The organism is Testudinibacter aquarius (genome assembly GCF_004342725.1).
GTDB classification, from domain to species: domain Bacteria; phylum Pseudomonadota; class Gammaproteobacteria; order Enterobacterales; family Pasteurellaceae; genus Chelonobacter; species Chelonobacter aquarius.
In genome coordinates, this window is record NZ_SMCP01000005.1 from 216723 (window position 1) to 236082 (window position 19360).

A 19360-nucleotide genomic window follows, 5' to 3' on the forward strand; every position below is an offset into this window, starting at 1 on the left:
TTGTCAATAATCTGAAGCTCTCTTCTCAACAAGAGAGCTTTTTGCTTTTTGTTATCGTAAAGAGAAAAAAATACTTGTCTATCCTGTGCAAATTCCTGCAAAGGTTGACTATCGCTGTCAAAACAGATAGTTTTATAAGCCGATTTTTATTTCAGTACAAGGTGATTATTCAGACATGGCGCATATTGATCCGACATTATCCGGCAAAACTCCGACAAAAATTGAAAAAATACTTTGGAGCTTACTGCCGCTGGGCGGATTGATCGCCGTGATTTTTCTTTGGATAAGCAATTATCAACCTGCCTATCAATACCAATTGCCTTGGTTCAGTCTGCTCAACATCAATTTTTTGATCTATATTGACGGGCTTTCGCTACTGATGCTGTCGTTGATCACCGGCATCGGCTGCGCAGTATATCTGTATGCTGCCGGTTATTTTGCCGATCATCCACAACTACGACGGCTGTATGTATTGTTGAGTGTGTTTATGCTGGCGATGATTGGCTGTGTGGTTTCCGATCACCTGCTGCTATTTTTCCTGTTTTGGGAACTCACCAGCATCACCTCATTTTTATTGGTGCTGTTTAATTACCAAGCGGAAGAAAACCGCACTTCTGCCAAGCAAGCGTTGCTGGTCACCGGTAGCGGTGGTTTATGTATGTTAGCCGGATTTTTGTGGCTGTGGCAGTTAACCGGTACAGCACAAATTTCAGAAATCATCAAAATATTGCCGGATTACCTCTCACAACCGCACTTTAAGTGGATTTTGCTGCTGATCTTAATTGGGGCATTTACCAAAAGCGCTCAGTTTCCGTTCCAATTTTGGCTGCCGAATGCAATGGCGGCGCCAACCCCGGTTTCGGCGTATTTACACTCGGCAACCATGGTGAAATTAGGTATTTTCTTATTGGCACGACTGGATTATGCGCTTTCCGATTGGGCATTGTGGCAACAGATCTTACAAACCGTCGGATCGATTACTGCCGCCTGGGGTATGATGTTGGCACTGCGAGAACGGGATTTAAAGAAAATCTTGGCATGGTCCACCGTGGCGTCGCTAGGTACGATGGTGGTGCTGATCGGCTTAGACAGCAGCTCTGCCTCGATTGCGGTGGTGACATTTGTGTTGGCACATGCACTATACAAAGCGCCTCTGTTTTTTGTCGCCGGCAATATCGACCATGCCACCGGCACGCGGATTATTGATCATTTGGGCGGCTTAAAACGCTATATGCCGTGGACGGCAACGGTCGCTATCCTCGCCGCACTTTCCATGGCTGGTATGCCGACTTCATTCGGTTTTATCGCCAAAGAAGCCCTAACCGTAGCCAAAGAAGCCGACGATACTCTGCCGTTCAGCGCTTATGGCAACATCATTTTCAGTATTATCGCGGTCGCGGTTGCCGCTGTTGCTGCCATTCGGGTATTTTGGCTGCATCCCGGCAACAACATCACCCCGCATGTGCAAGAAGTGCGGATCAAAATGTTACTGGCGCCGGCACTGGTGGCGATTGTTGGCTTATTTATCGGTTTAACCCCACAATTGGCCATTCCGTTTATTAAAATTGCGGCACAAACTATCACCGCAAAACCCATCGGCGATGTCGATTTGTATTTTAACTGGGAAGCATTGCAAACCACCGGTTTAACTATTTTGGCAACCGTACTGTTCGGACTGATCGTCTTCTATTTTTGGGATCGGCTGCACTATGCTTTCGATCGCTTTTTGAAGTTGTTTCCACAATGGGGCGGCGCGGCGACGTATACCCGTATCGTTGATCAAATTCCGGCACTGACTGCCAAAGTCACCGGCAGATTTCAACATGGATTGCTTTCCGGTTATATCCGCTGGATGTTGGGTTTTACTTTAATCAGCCTGACGCTCAGCTTAATTTGGGCTATTTCGCAAGGGGTTAATATTAGCGTCAATATCACTACACTGTTGGATCCACTGCCGAGTCTTGGCTTGATCAGTGCCGCAACCTTGATCTGCATTGGGGCAATTTTTGTGATGTTGTCCGCCAAACCTTTTATCTTACTGCTCAATTCGGGCTTGGTCGGCTTTGGTTCTGCACTGCTGTTTGTGTTTGTTTCTGCCCCTGATGTGGCATTGACCCAGTTTGTGGTAGAAACCATTTTAGTGATTATTTTATCATCAATTTTGATTATTTTAATCCAAAGTAAATCAGCCGATTTCAATCGTCCGCAAGATCGGCGCAAACACCCGAAACAGCTGCTGTTCACACTACTGCTTTCTGTGCTGGTTGCCAGTATTATTCTGGTCACGCTGTTAGTGATGTTAGGGCTGGATTTCGACCATAGCGTTTCTGATTTTTATATTGAAAACAGTGTGCCCGAAGCCTATGGACGCAATATCATCAACGTGATTTTGGTTGATTTCCGCGCGCTGGATACGTTTGGCGAAGTTGCCGTGATGCTGTTCTCACTGCTTGCCGCTCGTCCACTGTTGCGTGAACTGAAACGCCAAACCGGATTGTTGAAACGCAATAAAACAGAAAAAAGCCAAGAGGTGCAAGATGAAACCCCATAAAATTCTGCTGTTAAGCAAAACCGCACTTCCGCTATATTGGATTGTATTGCTGACCTCTTTAGTGATTCTGTTGCGCGGTCATAATGAACCCGGTGGTGGTTTTATTGCCGGTTTATTGGCTGCTTCCGCCTCCATTTTATGGGCGATCGCATTTTCTGCCAAACAGGCAATGAAAAAATTACCGTTCGCTTCGCCACTCAATCTCGCAGCCTGCGGGCTGCTACTGGCCGCTGCTGCCGGATTACCTGCACTGCTCAGCGGACAGGCTTTTTTATATCACTTTTGGGCAACAATACCACTATTCTTTTTTGAGTATAAAATTTCGACGGTGTTGCTGTTTGACTTAGGCGTATATCTTTGTATCTGGGGCGTGGTCAGCGGATATGCCATTATGTTGTTGGAAACCACGGAATAGAGATTATGACATTAGTTATTTTAATTACCCTTTGGATCACCTTGGTTGCTGCGATCTATCTGCTGCTGTCCCGTCACGCACTACGGATCGTGATCGGGTTGATGCTGCTTGGCAATGCCGTCAATTTCATTATATTGCTCTCCGGTCGGGTGTATTCAACGGTGCCTGCCGTGGTGCCGCTTGGACAAAATGTTATTGAGAACCCGGCTAATCCACTGCCGCAAGCATTAATTTTAACTGCCATTGTGATCGGCTTTGCCCTCACCTGTTTTTCCGTTGTCTTAATGATCAAGCTGATTAAAAAACTGGGCACCGACGATATCAATGAATGGCGTGAAGCCGAGCCGCTGAATAACAGCGGGCATAAACCGGCAATCCATCCTGATCATGACGACGACGGCGAGTTTAAAAAATACCGTAAGGATCTGTGTTAATGAATTTTTTAGTCATTTCTCCCATTTTGCTGCCGCTGTTGGCAGCCGCTATCACGGTTATTCTGCGTTACCGCCAAAGCACACAATATTGGCTCGGACTGCTGGCAGCATTGTTGATCTTGCTCAATCACGTCATGCTGTACAGTCCGCTGCAACAGCAAACACTGTCTTCACAATTCGGTGAATGGCCACTGCCATACGGAATCGGATTTCAGATCGATGCGTTGAGCTATATCATGCTCACCATTTCTGCCTTGATTACATTCTGTTGCCTGCTGTTTATGCTGTCCGGCTTAAGTACTCGTCCGCTCAACTCACTGACACTGCCGTTAATTTTTGGCTTGATCGCCGGGGTCAACGGCAGCTTTATCACGCAGGATTTCTTCAATCTGTATGTTTGGTTCGAAGTCATCTTGATCTGCGCCATCGGCTTATTGGCCATTGGGCGCAAAATTTCTCAACTGGATGCCGCTTTCAAATATATGGTGTTAAACCTGTTCGGTACGCTGTTATTGCTAACCTCAATCGCATTGCTGTACGGCAGCACCGGCAACCTTAACTTTCAAGCCGTGCAAGCGGCTCTGAGCGCCATCAGCCCAGCAACGAAGTTGATGATGATCACGTTATTTATTGTCGCCGTGTTGATCAAAGTGGCTGCATTTCCGGTGTTCACTTGGATGCCGGCGTCATATCACACGCTGCCTATTCCGGTGATGGCGCTATTTTCAGCGCTATTGACCAAAGTGGCCGTTTATACCTTACTGCGCTCGCTTTCCCAAGCCTTCACCCCTACCATAGACATCTTGCAGCTGGTGTTGGCTTGGATTGCAATCTGTACGATGGTGGTCGGCGTACTGGGGGCGGCTTATCATTGGGATATGCGTCGAATTTTGGTATTTCATAGTATTTCGCAAATCGGCTACATCTTACTCGGCATTTCACTGGCAAGCCCTGATGGCAATACCGCCGCGATTTATTACACCTTTCATCACAGTATTGTCAAAGCCTGTCTGATTTTGATTGCTGGAGTAATCTATGTCTATGCCGGTAGTTATGATCTGCGCAAAATCGGCGGACTGTATAATATCAAGCCTTGGCTGGCAATCCTTTTCGCCATTCCGGCGCTGTCGTTGGTCGGCATTCCGCCATTTTCCGGTTTCTGGGCAAAGGTACTGCTGCTGCGTGAAACCCTTGAACAAGGTCGAGTCCTTTGGACTGCGATTGCACTCATCGTCAGCGTGCTGACGCTCTATTCGATGATGAAAATCTGGTTCGAAGCGTTCTGTAAACCACATCCGCTGGTTTGCGACAGCAGCAGCGTCTGGCAACCAACGGTGCGACAAGATGTCAAGCCGGCCGTGATTGCCATCAGTATTTTATGTATCACTATCCTATTCATCAGCTTATTGCCAAATCTGCTGTACGATTTTAGTCATCGTGCGGCACTGCAATTGGGAGGCCTGTTGTGATCGTCAAAAAAATCTGCGCCGTGTTACAGCTCAGCCTGCAATTTTTATATTTGATGCTAAAATCCGGTTTTACGACCCTGTTGCTGATCATCAAACTGCAATTCGGGTTGAAAAAATCGTTGCAAGACAGCTACACCAGCTTAACGATCCCTAATGTCAACGAAAATGGTTTAGTCGTGCTCGCTTGCCTGATCAGTCTGACGCCGGGAACCTCACTACTGGCGATCGACAGCGAAGATAATCGGCTGTTGCTACATATTTTGGACACTGAAAAAAGTGATGAAGCTATCCGTGAAATCAGACAAAAATTTGAACCTTATATTATGACCCTATTTGCCAAACAAGCTGTGCGAGGAAAAAATGCTGGAGTTTAGCCTGATTTTTGTTGTGGTCTGCGCACTGATTGCCATTTTATTGGTGATTGCTCAGATTCAAAAAGGTGCAGATGATGCCGATCGCATCGTTGCTTTGGATATTTTATTAGCTGCGGCGTTGATTCTGTGCATCATCGCCTCATTAATGATCAAACGTACCGTATTATTAGACGTTGCCATCGGACTTTCTTTAATCGGCTTTATCGGCACCGTCGGTTGGTCTGCCGTGATTCGGCGTAAAAATGACGCACAACTGCAAGAGAGCAAATAACATGAATACTATTCTTGAGATACTGGGAATTATTTTATTACTGCTCGGCGGATTAAGTCTTGTCGTATCCGCACTTGGGATTCGTATTTTGCCTAATACTTTAAGCAAACAGCACGCAGCAACCAAAGCCGGCACTTTGGCAATCACCTTGATTTCGTTGGCGGCAATTTTGCTGGCACAAGAGTGGGCATGGACACTCCGTTTAGTGATTATGAGTTTTTTCCTGATCCTCACGCTGCCACTGGCGTCACACATGCTGGCCCGTGCTGCGGTTAAAGATACTCGTCTGCTCAGCGAAAAAGACCATCCGTCGGTTACGCCCTATCAAGAAAACCCCCACAAATAAACAACACCCTGTTTATGCCACATAAACAGGGTGTTATTCAAAGTGCGGTTAAAGTGTGGCTAAATGTAGCTAAAGTGCGGTACAGCCAGACTATTTCTGCTCGTTAAATGCTTCTAACGCACGCAACGAATAAGTATAAGCGGCGCCGGCATTTAAAGCGATCGCTGTCGCCAACGCTGCCGCAACTTCCTCTTCGCTTGCTCCGACTTTAATCGCTTCAGCAGCGTGCACCCCGATACAACTTTCACAACGCGTGGTCACCGCCACAGCCAGTGCAATCAATTCCCGAGTTTTAGCATCTAATACATCTCCTTCCGCTGCCGCCGCATTCAATGCGCCGTAAGCTTGCAACATTTTGGGATATTTCTGTCCCAATTGTCCGAAAGATTTTTTGACATGGCTCACATCATTTTTCCAATCTGCAAACATTTTTTTCTCCTGATTTAAATAATAGGTAAATACGCTGGTTAACGGCGCTCATTATTGATATTATAAAACAATATAAATTGTTATATAGTATCATTTTTTATCTTATTCATCTTAAGCGGAAATATGACCATGGACTATCTCGATCGACTGATTCAACTTGCCCAAGTAGAGGGCAAAATTAACGTGCTTTGCCGCTTTCAAGGTAGTTGGCAGCTCAAACACCAACAAGAACCGGAAGCACTTGGCATTTTTCACATTATTTCAAAAGGGGAATGCCGCCTGACATTAAATGATCAACAGAGTTATCACTTAAAACCCGGTGATGTCTTTTTTCTGCCACACGGTCTCGCCCACCGTATCGACAGCAAGCATCAAAGTGCGGTTTCAACAGAGGAAAACACACCACTGACCGCACTTCAACAGCTACAACACGGTCCGTTTACCTTACGCACCAACAACCAAGCGTCCCATGATTTTGAAATGTTCTGTGGCTATTTTCACTACTCCGGGCATTCGACATTACCAGCGATTTTGCCGGAATACTGGTATTTGTCCGGCAACAACGGTTCGGTTGCCGCACTACTCGAATTGCTGCAAAAAGAAGCTTTGTTGGAAATCGGTACGGTTTCGGTGGTCAATGCACTGTGTAATGTACTGTTTACCTACCTTACACGCGATTATATCCAACGCAGCCAAGACGTGACCAACGGCGTATTAGGCGCACTGCAAGACAAACGTCTATACCACTCGGTGAATGCCATGCTGCAAAATCCGGAAAACAGCTGGAATATGGAGAATCTGGCAGAACTGAGTACCATGTCGCGCGCTAATTTCATCCGTCTTTTCAAAAGTAAAACCGGTACCTTGCCGGGAAAATTTTTAACGGGATTAAGAATGCAGAAAGCAGAATTGCTGCTGTGCAACACCAACAAATCTATTTTGGCGGTGGCACTGGAAGTCGGCTACCAATCTGAAGCCCACTTCAGCAAAGCCTTCAAACTGAAATACGGCATCTCCCCAAGCAAATACCGGGTACAGCGCATAGAAAAATAGCTGGAAATTTAGGGGCTGTTGATCTTTTGTGTTTATAAATCAAGCAAAAAGAGTGGCGAAAAATAGTCTATAGCTCAAATTATAAACAAAGATCGACAGACCCTAAGCATCACTTAAACAAATCCGCATGTGAACCGACACGATATAGCTTGATCTGTTTATTTTCAAAGTCTCGCTGATAAATCAATAACAAATCAGGTCTGCCGTGGCATTCCAGATAACCGACATAATTTCCGATCAAGGAATGCTCTTTATATTTAGCCGGTAATGGAGCGCCTATAGCGAGTAAGCTAATCACATCAAGAATAATCGATTGGGCTTTTTGATCATTTTGATACTTTTTGGCATCTTTTTTAAATTTAGCCGAGCGAACAATCGCAAACATATCACCAACCTAAATCACGCTTTAATTCATCAACCGTGCTAAATGTTGCGGTATTTATCTGATTTTCCAATTCATAAATAGCTTGCAATGTTTCTTCATTTGGCTGAAGCAATCCCTCTGGTAAGCGTTGTGTCGCCGCCAGTTGTTTTAACAACATTCTGATCGCCGTTGACAAATCTATCCCTAGCTTTTTTGCATTTTCTTGCGCTTGCTTCTTAATCCGGCTATCCACTCGAATGGTTACACTCGCATCCATAAATCCTCCATCGGATAAATGTAATAACAATATTGTCATTACTATTTTGTAATACAATTTAGTCCAAGTCTCCAAAAAAGCAATAAAAAAAGCAAGTAAAACTTATGTTGCGCGGGTTTAACTCGAAAAAAAACCGCACTTTGATTTTCAACTCAAAGTGCGGTCTGTTGGTGAGCAAAGATTAAATCAATATCCCAGTGCTGCCATGCCGACGGTCATATGCAAGCCGTAGAAAATAATTCTAGCCAGCAATTCCGCAGCGATAATCAGGAGCACGCCGATAAACGGAAGTGCGGTATTGGCTTTTTTCACAGTCAGTAACAATAAGCCGATTGCGATTAATACAAAGCGCGTGAGCATCACCGGCACGAATGACGGCACTAGATCCAATGCTTGGTGAATCGCACTGCTGATGCCGGCTAAGTAGCCGTATTGCTGATAAGTCACGATAACTGCAGCAATAAACGCCAGCCATGCGATCGTTAACAACAAGCCGTTCAGACGTTCAGCCGCTTTGACACTGTTTAGCAGTGCCAATGCCAGGGTTGAGCCCCCCAAAAGTGCGGTCAGCAGAAATGAAAGCGGCGTAAACACGGAATTCCAAGTCGGCACTGTCGGGATCATATACAGCTTAGACATCGCATAGATAAACGCTGCACCGACTATACTAACCACAATCAGTGCTAACGGGCGCCAAATCGACGGCAACTTGGCAGAAATATTCGCCAACAACCGTACCACGAAACCGACTACAGGCAGTTTTTGCCATGCTTGCGGTAATAAGCGTGCCGTCGCCAACGCCCAGTAGCCTGCACCGAGTGCAAAGAATGCCGAACCGGCGGCGATTTCGTTGCTTAAGCCGGAAGCACCGATACGATTCAGGGCATTAAAGGCACGCTGGGGTGAACCTAGGTGCAGGGTTGAAAAAATAAAGCCAATCGCCATCAAACCCCATAACACCGTCATCACATAATGCGTGCGTGTTGCGGCACGCTCGCTTTTTTCTGTTAACAATAACAGCGTGAATACCCAAAATGCGCCGACCGCACTTTGCGCCAACACGGTGAAAAACACCAGAGGCCATTCATGTAATCCCATTCCCATATTACACCTCCTTCGGGTTGGCAAGGAAACCGCTGCGGTCGTCGCTCGGTTTCGCATTGTGGTTCAAACGTAGCGCAATATTTGGATTAGTGTAGTGCGACGGCGGCAAAGGTGCCACATCTTTCAAATCCCCATATTTGGCTTTCAGCTCATCCATCGGCAGCAGATCCAAGGCACGCAGCGGACAAGACTCGACACACATCGGCTTTTTGCCCACTTCAACCCGTTCAAAACAGCCGTCGCATTTACTCATGCGCCCTTTGCTTTCGTCGTATTGCGGCGCACCGTACGGACACGCCATGCTGCAATATTTACAGCCGATACACACATCTTGATCTACTACCACAAAGCCGTCTTCTCGTTTGTGCATGGCACCACTCGGGCAAACACTGGCACAAGCCGGGTTTTCGCAGTGGTTGCAGGAGATCGAAAGATAGTAGGAGAACACGTCCTGTGTCCATGCTTCGCCTTCTTGCTTCCAACCGCCGCCGCAATATTCATAAATGCGGCGAAAACTGACATCCGGGGTTAAATCTTTGTAGTCTTTGCACGCCAGTTCACAGGTCTTGCAGCCGGTGCAGCGCTGCGAATCGATATAAAATCCATATTGTTTTGCCGTCATCATTCACCTCCCACACGGGCGACTTCAACCAAATTGGTATGTTGCGGATTGCCTTTCGAGAGTGGCGACGGGCGCTGAGTGGTCAACACGTTAAAGCTGCCGTTTTGATCGACACGCTGTCCGTCGGGCGTATACCATGCTCCCTCGCCCATCGCAATCACGCCCGGTAAAATTCGTGGCGTCACATTTGCCATCACCCGAGTTTCACCACGATCATTGAAGATTCGCACCATCTCGTTATGTTTGATCCCACGCTTTTCTGCATCAATCGGGTTGATCCACAACGATTGCAACGAAGCTTGATCCAACACATCAACATTAGCGTAAGTGGAATGCACCCGTGATTTAAAATGGAAACCGACCAGCTGCAACGGATATTTCTCTGTTAACGGATCATCAAAACCTTCCACCGCGCGAGCATAAATCGGCAGCGGACTGATAATATCGCCCTCTGCCAGTTCCCAGCTTTCAGCAATTTTTGCCAAGCGCTCTGAATACACTTCAATTTTGCCCGACGGCGTGGTCAACGGATTCGCCACCGGATCTTGGCGGAATTTTTTGAACGCCACCATATGCCCGGACGGATCTTGCTGTTTGATAATGCCGCGCTGTCTGAACTCTTCAAAGCTGATGTCTTGGAACAACGGGTTTTTCTCTTGGGTCTGTTGATACAGATAGCGCAGCCATTCTTCTTGGCTACGGCCTTCAGTAAACACCTCTTTTTTACCCATTTTTTCCGCAATACCCGCCAGAATGTCATACACTGGTTTGCATTCAAATTGCGGTTCAATCGCTTGATCGGCAAAAATCACATAACCCATATTGCCCGCCGAGCCGTCCATGCAGAAATCTGCCTGCTCGGAGGTGGTGCAGTCCGGCAGCAGAATATCAGCACATTTGGCGGTCGAAGTCATGTGGTTGTCGATCACCACCAGCATTTCACATTGGCTTTCGTCCTGTAAAATTGCTAAAGTGCGGTTGATGTCGGAATGTTGGTTGACAATACAGTTGCCGGCATAATTTAAGATAAATTTAATCGGTTTATTCAGTTTTTCCGCACCTTTTAAGCCGTCTTTCAACGCGGTCATTTCTGCACCGCGCACCACCGCATCAGTCCACATAAAGATCGGAATTTTGGCTTTGATCGGGTTTTCACCGACCGGCAAACGCACAAACGGAATACTGTAAAATCCTTCACGCGAACCGCTGTTGCCGCCATTGATACCGACATTGCCGGTCAAACACGCCAACATCGCAATTGCCCGTGCTGCCTGTTCGCCGTTGGCGTGGCGCTGCGGTCCCCACCCTTGACAGATATACGCCGGTTTAGTGGTGGCGATTTCACGTGCTAAACGGATGATTGTCTCTTTTGGAATCGCAGTAATTTTTGCTGCCCATTCCGGCGTTTTGGCGGTGTGATCGTCGCCTTCGCCCAAGATATAGGCTTTGTAGTGCGCATTCGGCTTGGCTGAAGCCGGCAAGGTTTTTTCATCGTAACCGACGCAGTAGGTGTCTAAAAATGCTTGATCGACCAAATTTTCGGTGATCATCACATATGCCATCCCCTCAACAAACGCCGCATCCGTGCCCGGACGAATCGGAACCCACTCGCCTTCCCGTCCTGAGGCTGTGTCGTTATAACGCGGATCGACCATAATCATGCGTGCATTAGAGCGCTCCATCGCTTGTTGCACTAAATAGGTTACACCACCGCCACTCATGCGGGTTTCTGCCGGATTATTACCGAAATAGACCACTAATTTCGAATTTTCAATATCCGTCGGACTGTTGCCGGCATTGCTGCCGTACATAAACGGGATGGCTTCAAAGATTTGCGAATAACTGTAAGTACCGTGATGGCCCAGGCAGCCGCCGATACTGTTCATAAAGCGGCTGGAAATACTTCTCGGCGGTGGATATGAAGCCGCAACCGTAGCGCCCAACGTGCCGGTGGCAAATGGTAGATATAGGCTTTCGTTGCCGTGTTCAGCGATGATCCGTTGCAGATTATCGGCAATTTCCGTAAAGGCTTCGTCCCACGAAATACGCTTAAATTTGCCCTCACCACGCTTACCGACTCGTTTCATCGGGTATTTCAAGCGATCGGGATTGTACACCCGACGGCGCATTGAACGCCCACGCGCACAAGCCCGCACTTGATGAAAATCACCGTAAACATCATCGCCCAGATTATCGGTTTCCACATATTTGATCACACCGTCCTGCACGTGCATCCGCAATGGACAGCGGCTGTGGCAATTTACCGTACAAGCGCTCCACACCAATTTTTCTTCCGCTTTACTACCCATCGCCGCTGTGCCACGCTCACCTGCTGACACCGGCATTGGCACCGCACTTGCAGCCAAGGCAATTCCACTTAAAGCAGCGCTACCTTTGAGCAAACTACGACGGCTGGTCGCAAAATCCGGAGCGTTTTTGGAATTTTTCTCCATAAAATTTCTCCCCACAAAATAAAAAAATCAAAAATAACCGAGGAGAATAATAGAGGATTTTATCTAACTAAAATTGATTAATATCAAATGAGAATAGTCACTACACTAAATCACAAGATCTTAAGATTTTTTATCACAAACTATTGATAAATCGATATATATTTATTTATATAACGATTCACAATAAATTTCTGTTAGAATCCTCAATCAGATCAACCAACATGCCATTATTATGAACAACGCTATTTTACTCGGATTGTTTTCCTCATTGTTTTTTGCCGCCACTTTTGTACTCAATCGCAGTATGTCGCTGTCTGGCGGCGATGCTTGGTGGTCAGCGGCGCTGCGCTTTGTGTTTATGTTGCCGATGCTGTATCTGCTGTTGGGAATGCAGATAAAACGAAGTGCGGTTTACCATGCAATTCGGCAGGCACCGATTGCGTGGTTATTGTGGTCAACAGTTGGTTTTGGCTTATTTTATCTGCCGCTGACACTCTCCGCAGATTATGCCTCGTCATGGCTGGTCGCCAGTTCATGGCAGATTACCATTATCGCCGGTATTCTGCTGACGCCGCTGTTTGGGCAAGCCATTCCGCTGAGAAACCTGTTTTTTTCCTGCCTGATTGTATTGGGAATCGTGCTACTGCAAATTGATAACCTGCGTACGCTCTCGTTGCAGGAGAGCTTGTATCCATTACTGTTGATTCTGATGGCCGCCTTTGCTTATCCGCTCGGCAACCGCAAAATGATGGTGCTGGTCGGCAACAGGTTGACAACACAACAGCGGGTCTATGGTATGGTGTTGTGTTCTATGCCGTTTTGGTTGATTTGCATGACGATTGCCGGTGTCAACAGCGGTTTACCGCCTGTTAGCCAAGTAAGCCAATCATTTATGGTGGCACTGTTTTCCGGCGTCATCGCCACACTGCTGTTTTTCAAAGCAACCGAATTGGTGAAACACAATATGAAGCAGTTGGCGGTCATTGAAGCCACCCAAGCCGGCGAAATCTTGTTCACTTTACTGGGTGGGGTGTTGCTGCTCAGCGATCCGATGCCGAGTGGCTTGGCATTTGTCGGTTTGATGATTGTCGTTCTCGGCATTTTTATCAACGGTTTCTCAACAAAGCCTTAAAATAGTCATATTCCAAGCGGCTGAGTATTTTTATTTCACTATATTTTAATGCTAAAATCATTCATACTAGCGCCCGTTTTTTAGCGCTACTTTTTATTGTCATTTATCTTAATTTAAGGAACTTTTATGTCTAACACCACAAATAGTTATGCCAACCCGGGCCCATTAGGTTTATGCGGTTTTGCCTTGACCACTTGGTTATTGTGCTTAATCAACGGTGGCTTTTTTGACACTCAATCACTCGGTTTGGTGATTGCCATGGCATTTGCCTTCGGCGGCACCGCGCAAGCCATTGCCGGAATTATGGAGTTTAAAAAAGGCAATACCTTCGGTTTCACTGCGTTTATCAGCTACGGCGCATTCTGGTGGTCTTGGGGCTTGTTCGTCGCCTTTTTCAAAGGGGAAACCCCGGCAACTTTCGTTGCATGGTATCTGGCCGCTTGGGGCACCTTCACCCTGATGATGTTCATCGCCACGCTGGCCAAACCGCGCGCCCTGCAAGCGATTTTCTTCTTCCTGACCTTAACTTTCTACGCTTTGGCAATCGGTGACGCCACCGCTAACCACACCATTATCAATGTCGGCGGTTACTTAGGATTGATTACCGCACTTTGCGCTTTCTACTTAGCTGCAGCGGAAGTGATCAACGAATCTTATGGCAGAACAGTGTTGCCAATCGGTGAGAAAAAATAATCTAGTTTACAAAATTATTTGATGAGGCAAAGTAGCAACGGGGTTTTCCAAAAACAGTTGCTACTTTATCATATCAATCGTATATTCTAGGGTTTGTTGATATTGGCTATTCAACCATTTTCTGCGGTGCTGGTGCCAACATACGTTTGTGATGAGAGCGGTTATACCAAAAATCAATCTGTTTTTGTGCCTGTGCCGACACCGTTTCGCCGCGCAAAAAAGCATCAATTTCTGCATAACTGACGCCCATTTCATCTTCATCAGTCTGCCCTTGCCATAAGCCGGCACTTGGCGCTTTGTCTAACACCGCTTGCGGTACACCAAGCAGTCGCCCTAATTCAAACACCTGTTCTTTGCGCAGTTGCACCAACGGCACAACATCAACACCGCCATCGCCATATTTGGTGAAATAACCGGTATGCCATTCTGCCGCATTATCAGTGCCGACCACGATCGCCTGCTGATTTTGCGCCGCTGCATACAGGGTTATCATACGTAACCGTGCCTGCACATTACCGGCAATCACATTCTGCCGCTCGGCATCATCACGGAACAATGGCTGCATGCTTTGCATAAAAGTGCGGTAGCTCGGGCTGATCGAGGCTTCAATCACCGCACAACCCGCACTTTCTGCAACAGCATAAGCATCGGCAATATCTTGGGCAGAGGTGGTATCCGACGGTAAAATCAAGCCTTGCACCGGCGCCCCGGTTTTCATCAACAAATTCACCACCACTGCCGAATCGATGCCACCACTAATGCCGATCACATAGCCTTTCGCACCATAAAAATGACGCTGCTGCTCCAACCACTCTACTAAATAATCTGCATATTGTTGCAACGTCATATTATTCCTCTCGTTCGGCATGTTGTTCAGCTGCATACCGTACTGGCTGTAAACGTGGATTAAACTGGTAGCGGCGCCCTTGTTTGGCTTGCTCTTTGCCGTTTAAGCGAACGCAATCGCCGGTAAAACCGATATTCACTTTCAGCAAATTAGAACCGACACCGTAGGAGTCAACCGGTGTTTTCAGTTGCTCAAATAAACGGATTTTTGTCGAGTCAAAACCACCACTGACAATAATTTTTACATGCTGAAACCCTTCGGCATCCAGATGGCGACGCAACAATTTAATTAAGCGCGGATTAGTGCCGCGCAAGTCATATTGTCCGAATTCATGTTGATTTCTAAGAAAATATTGATCCACCATATTGGCGGAAGTATCGACCCGCACGCCATATAATTTGTTACCGAAATGGCGAGCCACCTTGAGTGAATCTTCAATCACATCATTATTATAGTCCACCAGCGCAACCAAATTATCCTCAGGAAACGTTGCCAAATAGGCTTCACACGCCTGAATTAAATCGCCGTTGAACAACTGAATCAGCGCATGTGGCATCGTGCCGACACCGTCACTGCCCCACCACTCATTCATTGCATAGGTTGCCTGCGCACTCATGCCGCCAATATAAGCGGCATAGCCGTCACCGGCTTGCTGTGAAAAATGGTCATCACGATCCCCCATAAAGATCACTTGCTTACCACTTGCCGCCTGCACCACGTTATAAACGTGTGTTGCCACCGATGTACGTCGTGCTAAAATCCCGTCGATGATGCCTTCCAGATAGCCAAAATCTTCATAATAGCCTTCCACCATCAACACGGTTTCAAACGGCGAGATTTTATCTCCGTCATTCAACGCCCAAATTTTAAGGTTTTGCGGATTCGCGGCAAAAGTATGCAACAGCGCAATCGCTTCATCCATACCGCACACAATCGCTTCATTTTTTTGAAAAAATTGCATACTCACGGTTTGTCGGGGGATACGATTTGCTACAATTTTGCTGGTTTTCAAGAAATAAACCGCTGAAAACCAACCGTCTTTAATCCGCGGATCAAACTTAAAAGTGCGGTTTGTCAGCCTCGCCAACTTACCTTTTTGTTTCAGCTCAAATTCTTTTTCACACATTACGGTTCTCAACTTAATCAAAATAAAAAGTATATGCTACAAAAAATAGATTCTGTTTAATTTGAACCTTTTTTCTGTATTAATCAAGCTTTATTTTGATAAAAATAGAACCAATCTCGAAAAACACGAAATATAGCAAGGACGATTAATCGGCTCTATTTTTCACCATTGCCGAGCAAATAAGCAAATCTTTCAGTCAGAGGGTTGGCTTCTAGGGCAATTTTAGTCGCCACTGTCAGGGGCACCGAGAGGAACATACCGACCATACCAAGCAACCATCCCCAAAAAATTAGTGAAATAAATACGACCAATGTCGACAATCCCAAATGTTTTCCCATCACTTTCGGTTCTACAATATTACCAAATATCGTATTGACTAAAAAATATGCCACGATGACTAAAATACCTTCAACCGAGCCATTAAGAATAAAAGCCTGTATCACCACCGGAATCGCAGCGATAATCGAGCCAATATTTGGAATATAATTCAAGAGAAAGGCAACACTTGCCCATAAAATGGCATATTGAATATTCAGTAATTTCAATATGATATAAATGGATACCCCAGTAAGAATACTGACTAATGTTTTGATCGATAAATAGCGTATAACACTGTCAATAACCCGATAAACGTCACTTTTCAGCTGGATTTGTTCGCCTCGTGGTTGATTACTGACCAAATAAGTCAGTTTTTGTTTTGCCAGTGGAATTTCAAGCAACATAAACACCACGATCAGGAACAATACAAAAATATTACTCAACATGCCAGACAACTGTCCTAGCATATTACTCATAAAATTCATCAGTGTATTTGGATCTAGACTTTCCAATATTCTCTTTCTCGGCAGTAATGCTGAAATATTGTATTTCTCGGTTAATGTCGTCAACCAGCCCACTTTTTCAGATAACAGAAGCTTATATTGTGGCACCGATGCGGTAAATTCGGTTACCGAAGCTCCGACTAAGGTTGCAAAAACACTGAAAAGGGTAAAAATAAAACAGAGCAACAGGGTAATTGCAAGCCATTGCGGAACTTTATAATCAATCATTTTTTTTATTAAAGGAGAGCAAGCAATCGCAATAAATAAAGCCAATAGCAGAGGGGTGATGATGTCCGCGGCTGCTTTTATGCCAGCTAAAATAATAATTATACAAGCCGCTGTGAATATCAATTGAAGTGACGGATTATCATTTTGTATAATTTTGGGTAACACATTTTTAGGCTTCATTTCATCATATCCTTTTCATCGTGACTAGGGGCTGTCTGACTGTCTATGATTGTACCTTATTTTATTGCCGGAATTGTATTTATTCATTTTCAGACATAAAAAAACCCGGACTAGCCGGGTTTTAGAAATGATAGAACGAGTGCTATATTACATAGTTACTGTTTTTGCACCTTGAACCGCAACTTCTACACGGCGATCCGGGGCTAAACAAGCGATCAACGCTTTACGTCCGTTCACTGTGTCACAGTTGCTGCCGGTAACCGGGTTTGCTTTACCGTAACCTACTGCAGTTACGTTAGCTTGATCAACACCTTTAGAAACTAAGTAGTTAGCTACAGTTTCAGCGCGTTTTTCAGATAATTTTTGGTTGTAAGCATCAGAACCGATACGGTCTGTGTAACCCGCTACATTGTAGTTAGGGTTTGCTAAACCTGAATTAGCTACTTCAGCAGTCATACCGTCTAATGCTTCAGATCCGCCATTTTTTAAGCTGGATTTGTTGAAGTCAAACAATACGTCTGAGCTGAATGCGAATTTTTTAGTGATGATTTCAGGAGCTGCTGCAACGCCTTGACCGAAACGGTATGACAGACCTGCAGTGACAGAACCGATATCTGGACGGTAGTCAGTGGAGAATGAGTTGACTTTTTTACCAACATTATTTAACCATTGGTATTCAACACGCAATGCCAGTGAAGGCATAATCGCATATTCCAAACCACCGGCAAATACCGCTGAAGTTTGTAATTTGTGATCTCTTTCTACTGCTTCGCCTTTATAATCTGAACGAACTAATGCTGCACCCACACGAGCGTAAGCATCTAAGTCAGAAAGAATAGGATAGCTAGCTTTTAAGCTTAGGTGAGCACCGTGGTTAGTGTGTTTTGCTACTGTTTTACCTAATTCACGGATTTTAGCACGACCGAAATCATCGTAACCTAACTCAACTGCGAAGTTATCAGTGATTTGGTAACCACCGAAAACACCGTAAGTTACAGAGTTACGTAAGGTACCCATTGCTTCTGCTTGATCTTCAAATTGATTCAAGCCATCGTGGAAAGAAGCCCAACCTGCTTTAGCACCTGCATAGAAGGTGTTAGCTTGTGGTGCTGCTTGTGCTACAGATGCTAATGCTAAGCCAGAGATAGCTAATGCAATTGCAGTTTTTTTCATTTTGATGATCCTCTATTTGTTTTCATCTATGATACAAATTTCATAATAGTTAGAACCCACCAGCTTCAATTGAAGCCATAATTCCACTATTGAAAAAAATTGTATTTAAGTTTTGATTCACACCTGAATAAGCTGAATCGTCCCATACTCTTTATATAATAATGAATCCACTAGGTGAACTGAGTATTGCTGAATTATCCTAGTAGTCTCAAAGAAAATCAATACTTCTTACAAAAAATAGTTCTTTTTTTAAGCGGTTAAGTTAAAAAAAGTACTTTTTAACACTATTTTCACTGCTATTTAGCGATATAAAACCCGGCTATACCGGGTTTCAGACTGCTGACAAACCCACTAATTTTTATGGATAGTGGGTTTTATTTTGGGCGTAGTGGGTCAAAATACTTTTTTAGATTAGATGAAGCCTATATGGCTTAAAATCTGCGTTTAATAAGGCTATTTTTCCTAAAATAAAGCGCAGCAATGCCCATACCCATAGAGCAATTTTCTTGATATTTTGTGCCATAGCGGCTAAGAAGCATTGGATTTGCACTTTAGTGACCCCACGAAAGCGGGCGTAGCGGTGATTGTGGTGTTGTTTCGCATCAGCAAAACTCCGTTCAACCGTTTCAGCCCTGCGTTTGTAAAATACTTTGCCTTGCTCGCTTAATCGCCTTGTGTTGGCTCGGTCTATGGCATCGGCATAGAGGTGCCGAGTAATGACTTTTGCCCCGGTTTGACTTTTCGTGCAATTTGAACGTGCCAAACAGTTTAAACAGGTACTTGCGTAGGTACTGTAACTGCGGTAGCCATCACGGCTGATGGTGCGGAAGATTAAGGTTTCACCTTGTGGACAACGGTAAGTGTCTGTATTGACATCGTAGTTAAACTTGGATTTTTTATAGCTATTTTTTGTACGCGGTGGGCGACGATAACCGAAAACGCCTGCAATCTCTCGTCGTTCAAGACTTTCTGCCACAGGGGCTGTAAAGTAACCGGCA

The 19360-nt window shown here is 45.4% G+C and carries 21 protein-coding genes; 10 read left to right on the plus strand and 11 right to left on the minus strand.

Going from position 1 to position 19360, the window contains the following annotated elements; all coding sequences use genetic code 11:
* Window positions 1-175 precede the first annotated feature (175 nt).
* Genes mbhE through EDC16_RS07200 form a run of 7 tightly spaced genes read left to right on the plus strand, consistent with a single transcriptional unit; the run spans window position 176 to window position 5860 of the window.
* Window positions 176-2551 carry a hydrogen gas-evolving membrane-bound hydrogenase subunit E gene (gene mbhE / locus EDC16_RS07170; protein WP_132966868.1) on the plus strand — a complete coding sequence of 792 codons (2376 nt, stop codon included), beginning with the start codon at window positions 176-178 and terminating at the stop codon, window positions 2549-2551.
* Complete coding sequence (locus EDC16_RS07175) at window positions 2538-2966, plus strand: MnhB domain-containing protein (RefSeq protein ID WP_132966870.1); 429 nt, start codon at window positions 2538-2540, stop codon at window positions 2964-2966. Before mbhE ends, EDC16_RS07175 begins: the two co-directional genes overlap by 14 nt.
* A 5-nt stretch (window positions 2967-2971) precedes the next feature.
* On the plus strand, window positions 2972-3400 hold the full coding sequence (locus EDC16_RS07180; protein ID WP_132966872.1) for an NADH-quinone oxidoreductase subunit K: 429 nt from the start codon (window positions 2972-2974) through the stop codon (window positions 3398-3400).
* A complete protein-coding gene (locus tag EDC16_RS07185; protein ID WP_132966874.1) occupies window positions 3400-4869 on the plus strand; it encodes a complex I subunit 5 family protein in 1470 nt (489 codons plus the stop codon). The genes EDC16_RS07180 and EDC16_RS07185 overlap by 1 nt, the downstream gene beginning before the upstream one ends.
* Window positions 4866-5243: a Na+/H+ antiporter subunit E gene (locus EDC16_RS07190; RefSeq protein WP_157330456.1), complete on the plus strand. Its 378-nt coding sequence runs from the start codon at window positions 4866-4868 to the stop codon at window positions 5241-5243. The genes EDC16_RS07185 and EDC16_RS07190 overlap by 4 nt, the downstream gene beginning before the upstream one ends.
* The gene (locus EDC16_RS07195) at window positions 5230-5514 is read left to right on the plus strand and encodes an MrpF/PhaF family protein (RefSeq protein ID WP_132966878.1); all 285 of its coding nucleotides are present in this window, start codon (window positions 5230-5232) and stop codon (window positions 5512-5514) included. Before EDC16_RS07190 ends, EDC16_RS07195 begins: the two co-directional genes overlap by 14 nt.
* A gap of 1 nt (window position 5515) precedes the next feature.
* A complete protein-coding gene (locus EDC16_RS07200) occupies window positions 5516-5860 on the plus strand; it encodes a cation:proton antiporter (RefSeq protein WP_157330458.1) in 345 nt (114 codons plus the stop codon).
* A gap of 90 nt (window positions 5861-5950) precedes the next feature.
* Here the strand turns inward: EDC16_RS07200 and EDC16_RS07205 are convergent, their stop codons facing one another.
* Window positions 5951-6289: a carboxymuconolactone decarboxylase family protein gene (locus EDC16_RS07205; RefSeq protein ID WP_132966883.1), complete on the minus strand. Its 339-nt coding sequence runs from the start codon at window positions 6287-6289 to the stop codon at window positions 5951-5953.
* 129 nt (window positions 6290-6418) lie between these two features.
* Between EDC16_RS07205 and EDC16_RS07210 the strand changes: the two genes are divergently transcribed.
* Entirely contained in the window at window positions 6419-7342 is a 924-nt protein-coding gene (locus tag EDC16_RS07210) for a cupin domain-containing protein (protein ID WP_132966885.1), read from the plus strand.
* Between the two features lie 109 nt (window positions 7343-7451).
* On the opposite strand, the gene EDC16_RS07215 is transcribed toward EDC16_RS07210, so the two are convergent.
* From EDC16_RS07215 to EDC16_RS07235, 5 genes are all read right to left on the minus strand, one after another.
* A complete protein-coding gene (locus EDC16_RS07215) occupies window positions 7452-7727 on the minus strand; it encodes a type II toxin-antitoxin system RelE/ParE family toxin (protein WP_132966887.1) in 276 nt (91 codons plus the stop codon).
* Between the two features lies 1 nt (window position 7728).
* Window positions 7729-7983, minus strand: coding sequence for a type II toxin-antitoxin system RelB/DinJ family antitoxin (locus EDC16_RS07220; protein ID WP_132966889.1), 255 nt, complete (start codon window positions 7981-7983; stop codon window positions 7729-7731).
* 186 nt (window positions 7984-8169) lie between these two features.
* The gene (locus EDC16_RS07225; protein WP_198362736.1) at window positions 8170-9087 is read right to left on the minus strand and encodes a DmsC/YnfH family molybdoenzyme membrane anchor subunit; all 918 of its coding nucleotides are present in this window, start codon (window positions 9085-9087) and stop codon (window positions 8170-8172) included.
* Between the two features lies 1 nt (window position 9088).
* On the minus strand, window positions 9089-9709 hold the full coding sequence (locus EDC16_RS07230) for a DMSO/selenate family reductase complex B subunit (protein WP_132966932.1): 621 nt from the start codon (window positions 9707-9709) through the stop codon (window positions 9089-9091).
* Window positions 9709-12162, minus strand: coding sequence for a DmsA/YnfE/YnfF family dimethyl sulfoxide reductase (locus tag EDC16_RS07235; RefSeq protein WP_132966893.1), 2454 nt, complete (start codon window positions 12160-12162; stop codon window positions 9709-9711). The genes EDC16_RS07230 and EDC16_RS07235 overlap by 1 nt, the downstream gene beginning before the upstream one ends.
* A 232-nt stretch (window positions 12163-12394) precedes the next feature.
* Between EDC16_RS07235 and EDC16_RS07240 the strand changes: the two genes are divergently transcribed.
* Together EDC16_RS07240 and EDC16_RS07245 are read left to right on the plus strand one after the other, a co-directional pair.
* Complete coding sequence (locus tag EDC16_RS07240; RefSeq protein ID WP_132966895.1) at window positions 12395-13294, plus strand: DMT family transporter; 900 nt, start codon at window positions 12395-12397, stop codon at window positions 13292-13294.
* A gap of 126 nt (window positions 13295-13420) precedes the next feature.
* Window positions 13421-13987, plus strand: a complete 567-nt coding sequence (locus EDC16_RS07245) for an acetate uptake transporter (protein WP_132966897.1) — start codon at window positions 13421-13423, stop codon at window positions 13985-13987.
* A 106-nt stretch (window positions 13988-14093) separates the two neighbouring features.
* Here the strand turns inward: EDC16_RS07245 and nadE are convergent, their stop codons facing one another.
* From nadE to EDC16_RS07270, 5 genes are all read right to left on the minus strand, one after another.
* The gene (nadE, locus tag EDC16_RS07250) at window positions 14094-14834 is read right to left on the minus strand and encodes an NAD(+) synthase (RefSeq protein ID WP_132966899.1); all 741 of its coding nucleotides are present in this window, start codon (window positions 14832-14834) and stop codon (window positions 14094-14096) included.
* Window position 14835: 1 nt separating this feature from the next.
* Window positions 14836-15960, minus strand: a complete 1125-nt coding sequence (locus EDC16_RS07255) for a nicotinate phosphoribosyltransferase (protein WP_132966901.1) — start codon at window positions 15958-15960, stop codon at window positions 14836-14838.
* Window positions 15961-16115: 155 nt separating this feature from the next.
* A complete protein-coding gene (locus EDC16_RS07260) occupies window positions 16116-17159 on the minus strand; it encodes an AI-2E family transporter (RefSeq protein WP_416069074.1) in 1044 nt (347 codons plus the stop codon).
* A 177-nt stretch (window positions 17160-17336) separates the two neighbouring features.
* Window positions 17337-18362 carry a porin OmpA gene (gene ompA / locus EDC16_RS07265; protein ID WP_132966905.1) on the minus strand — a complete coding sequence of 342 codons (1026 nt, stop codon included), beginning with the start codon at window positions 18360-18362 and terminating at the stop codon, window positions 17337-17339.
* A 406-nt stretch (window positions 18363-18768) separates the two neighbouring features.
* Window positions 18769-19360: transposase (locus EDC16_RS07270; protein ID WP_208857782.1), on the minus strand; the 592-nt coding region annotated here is incomplete at its 5' end.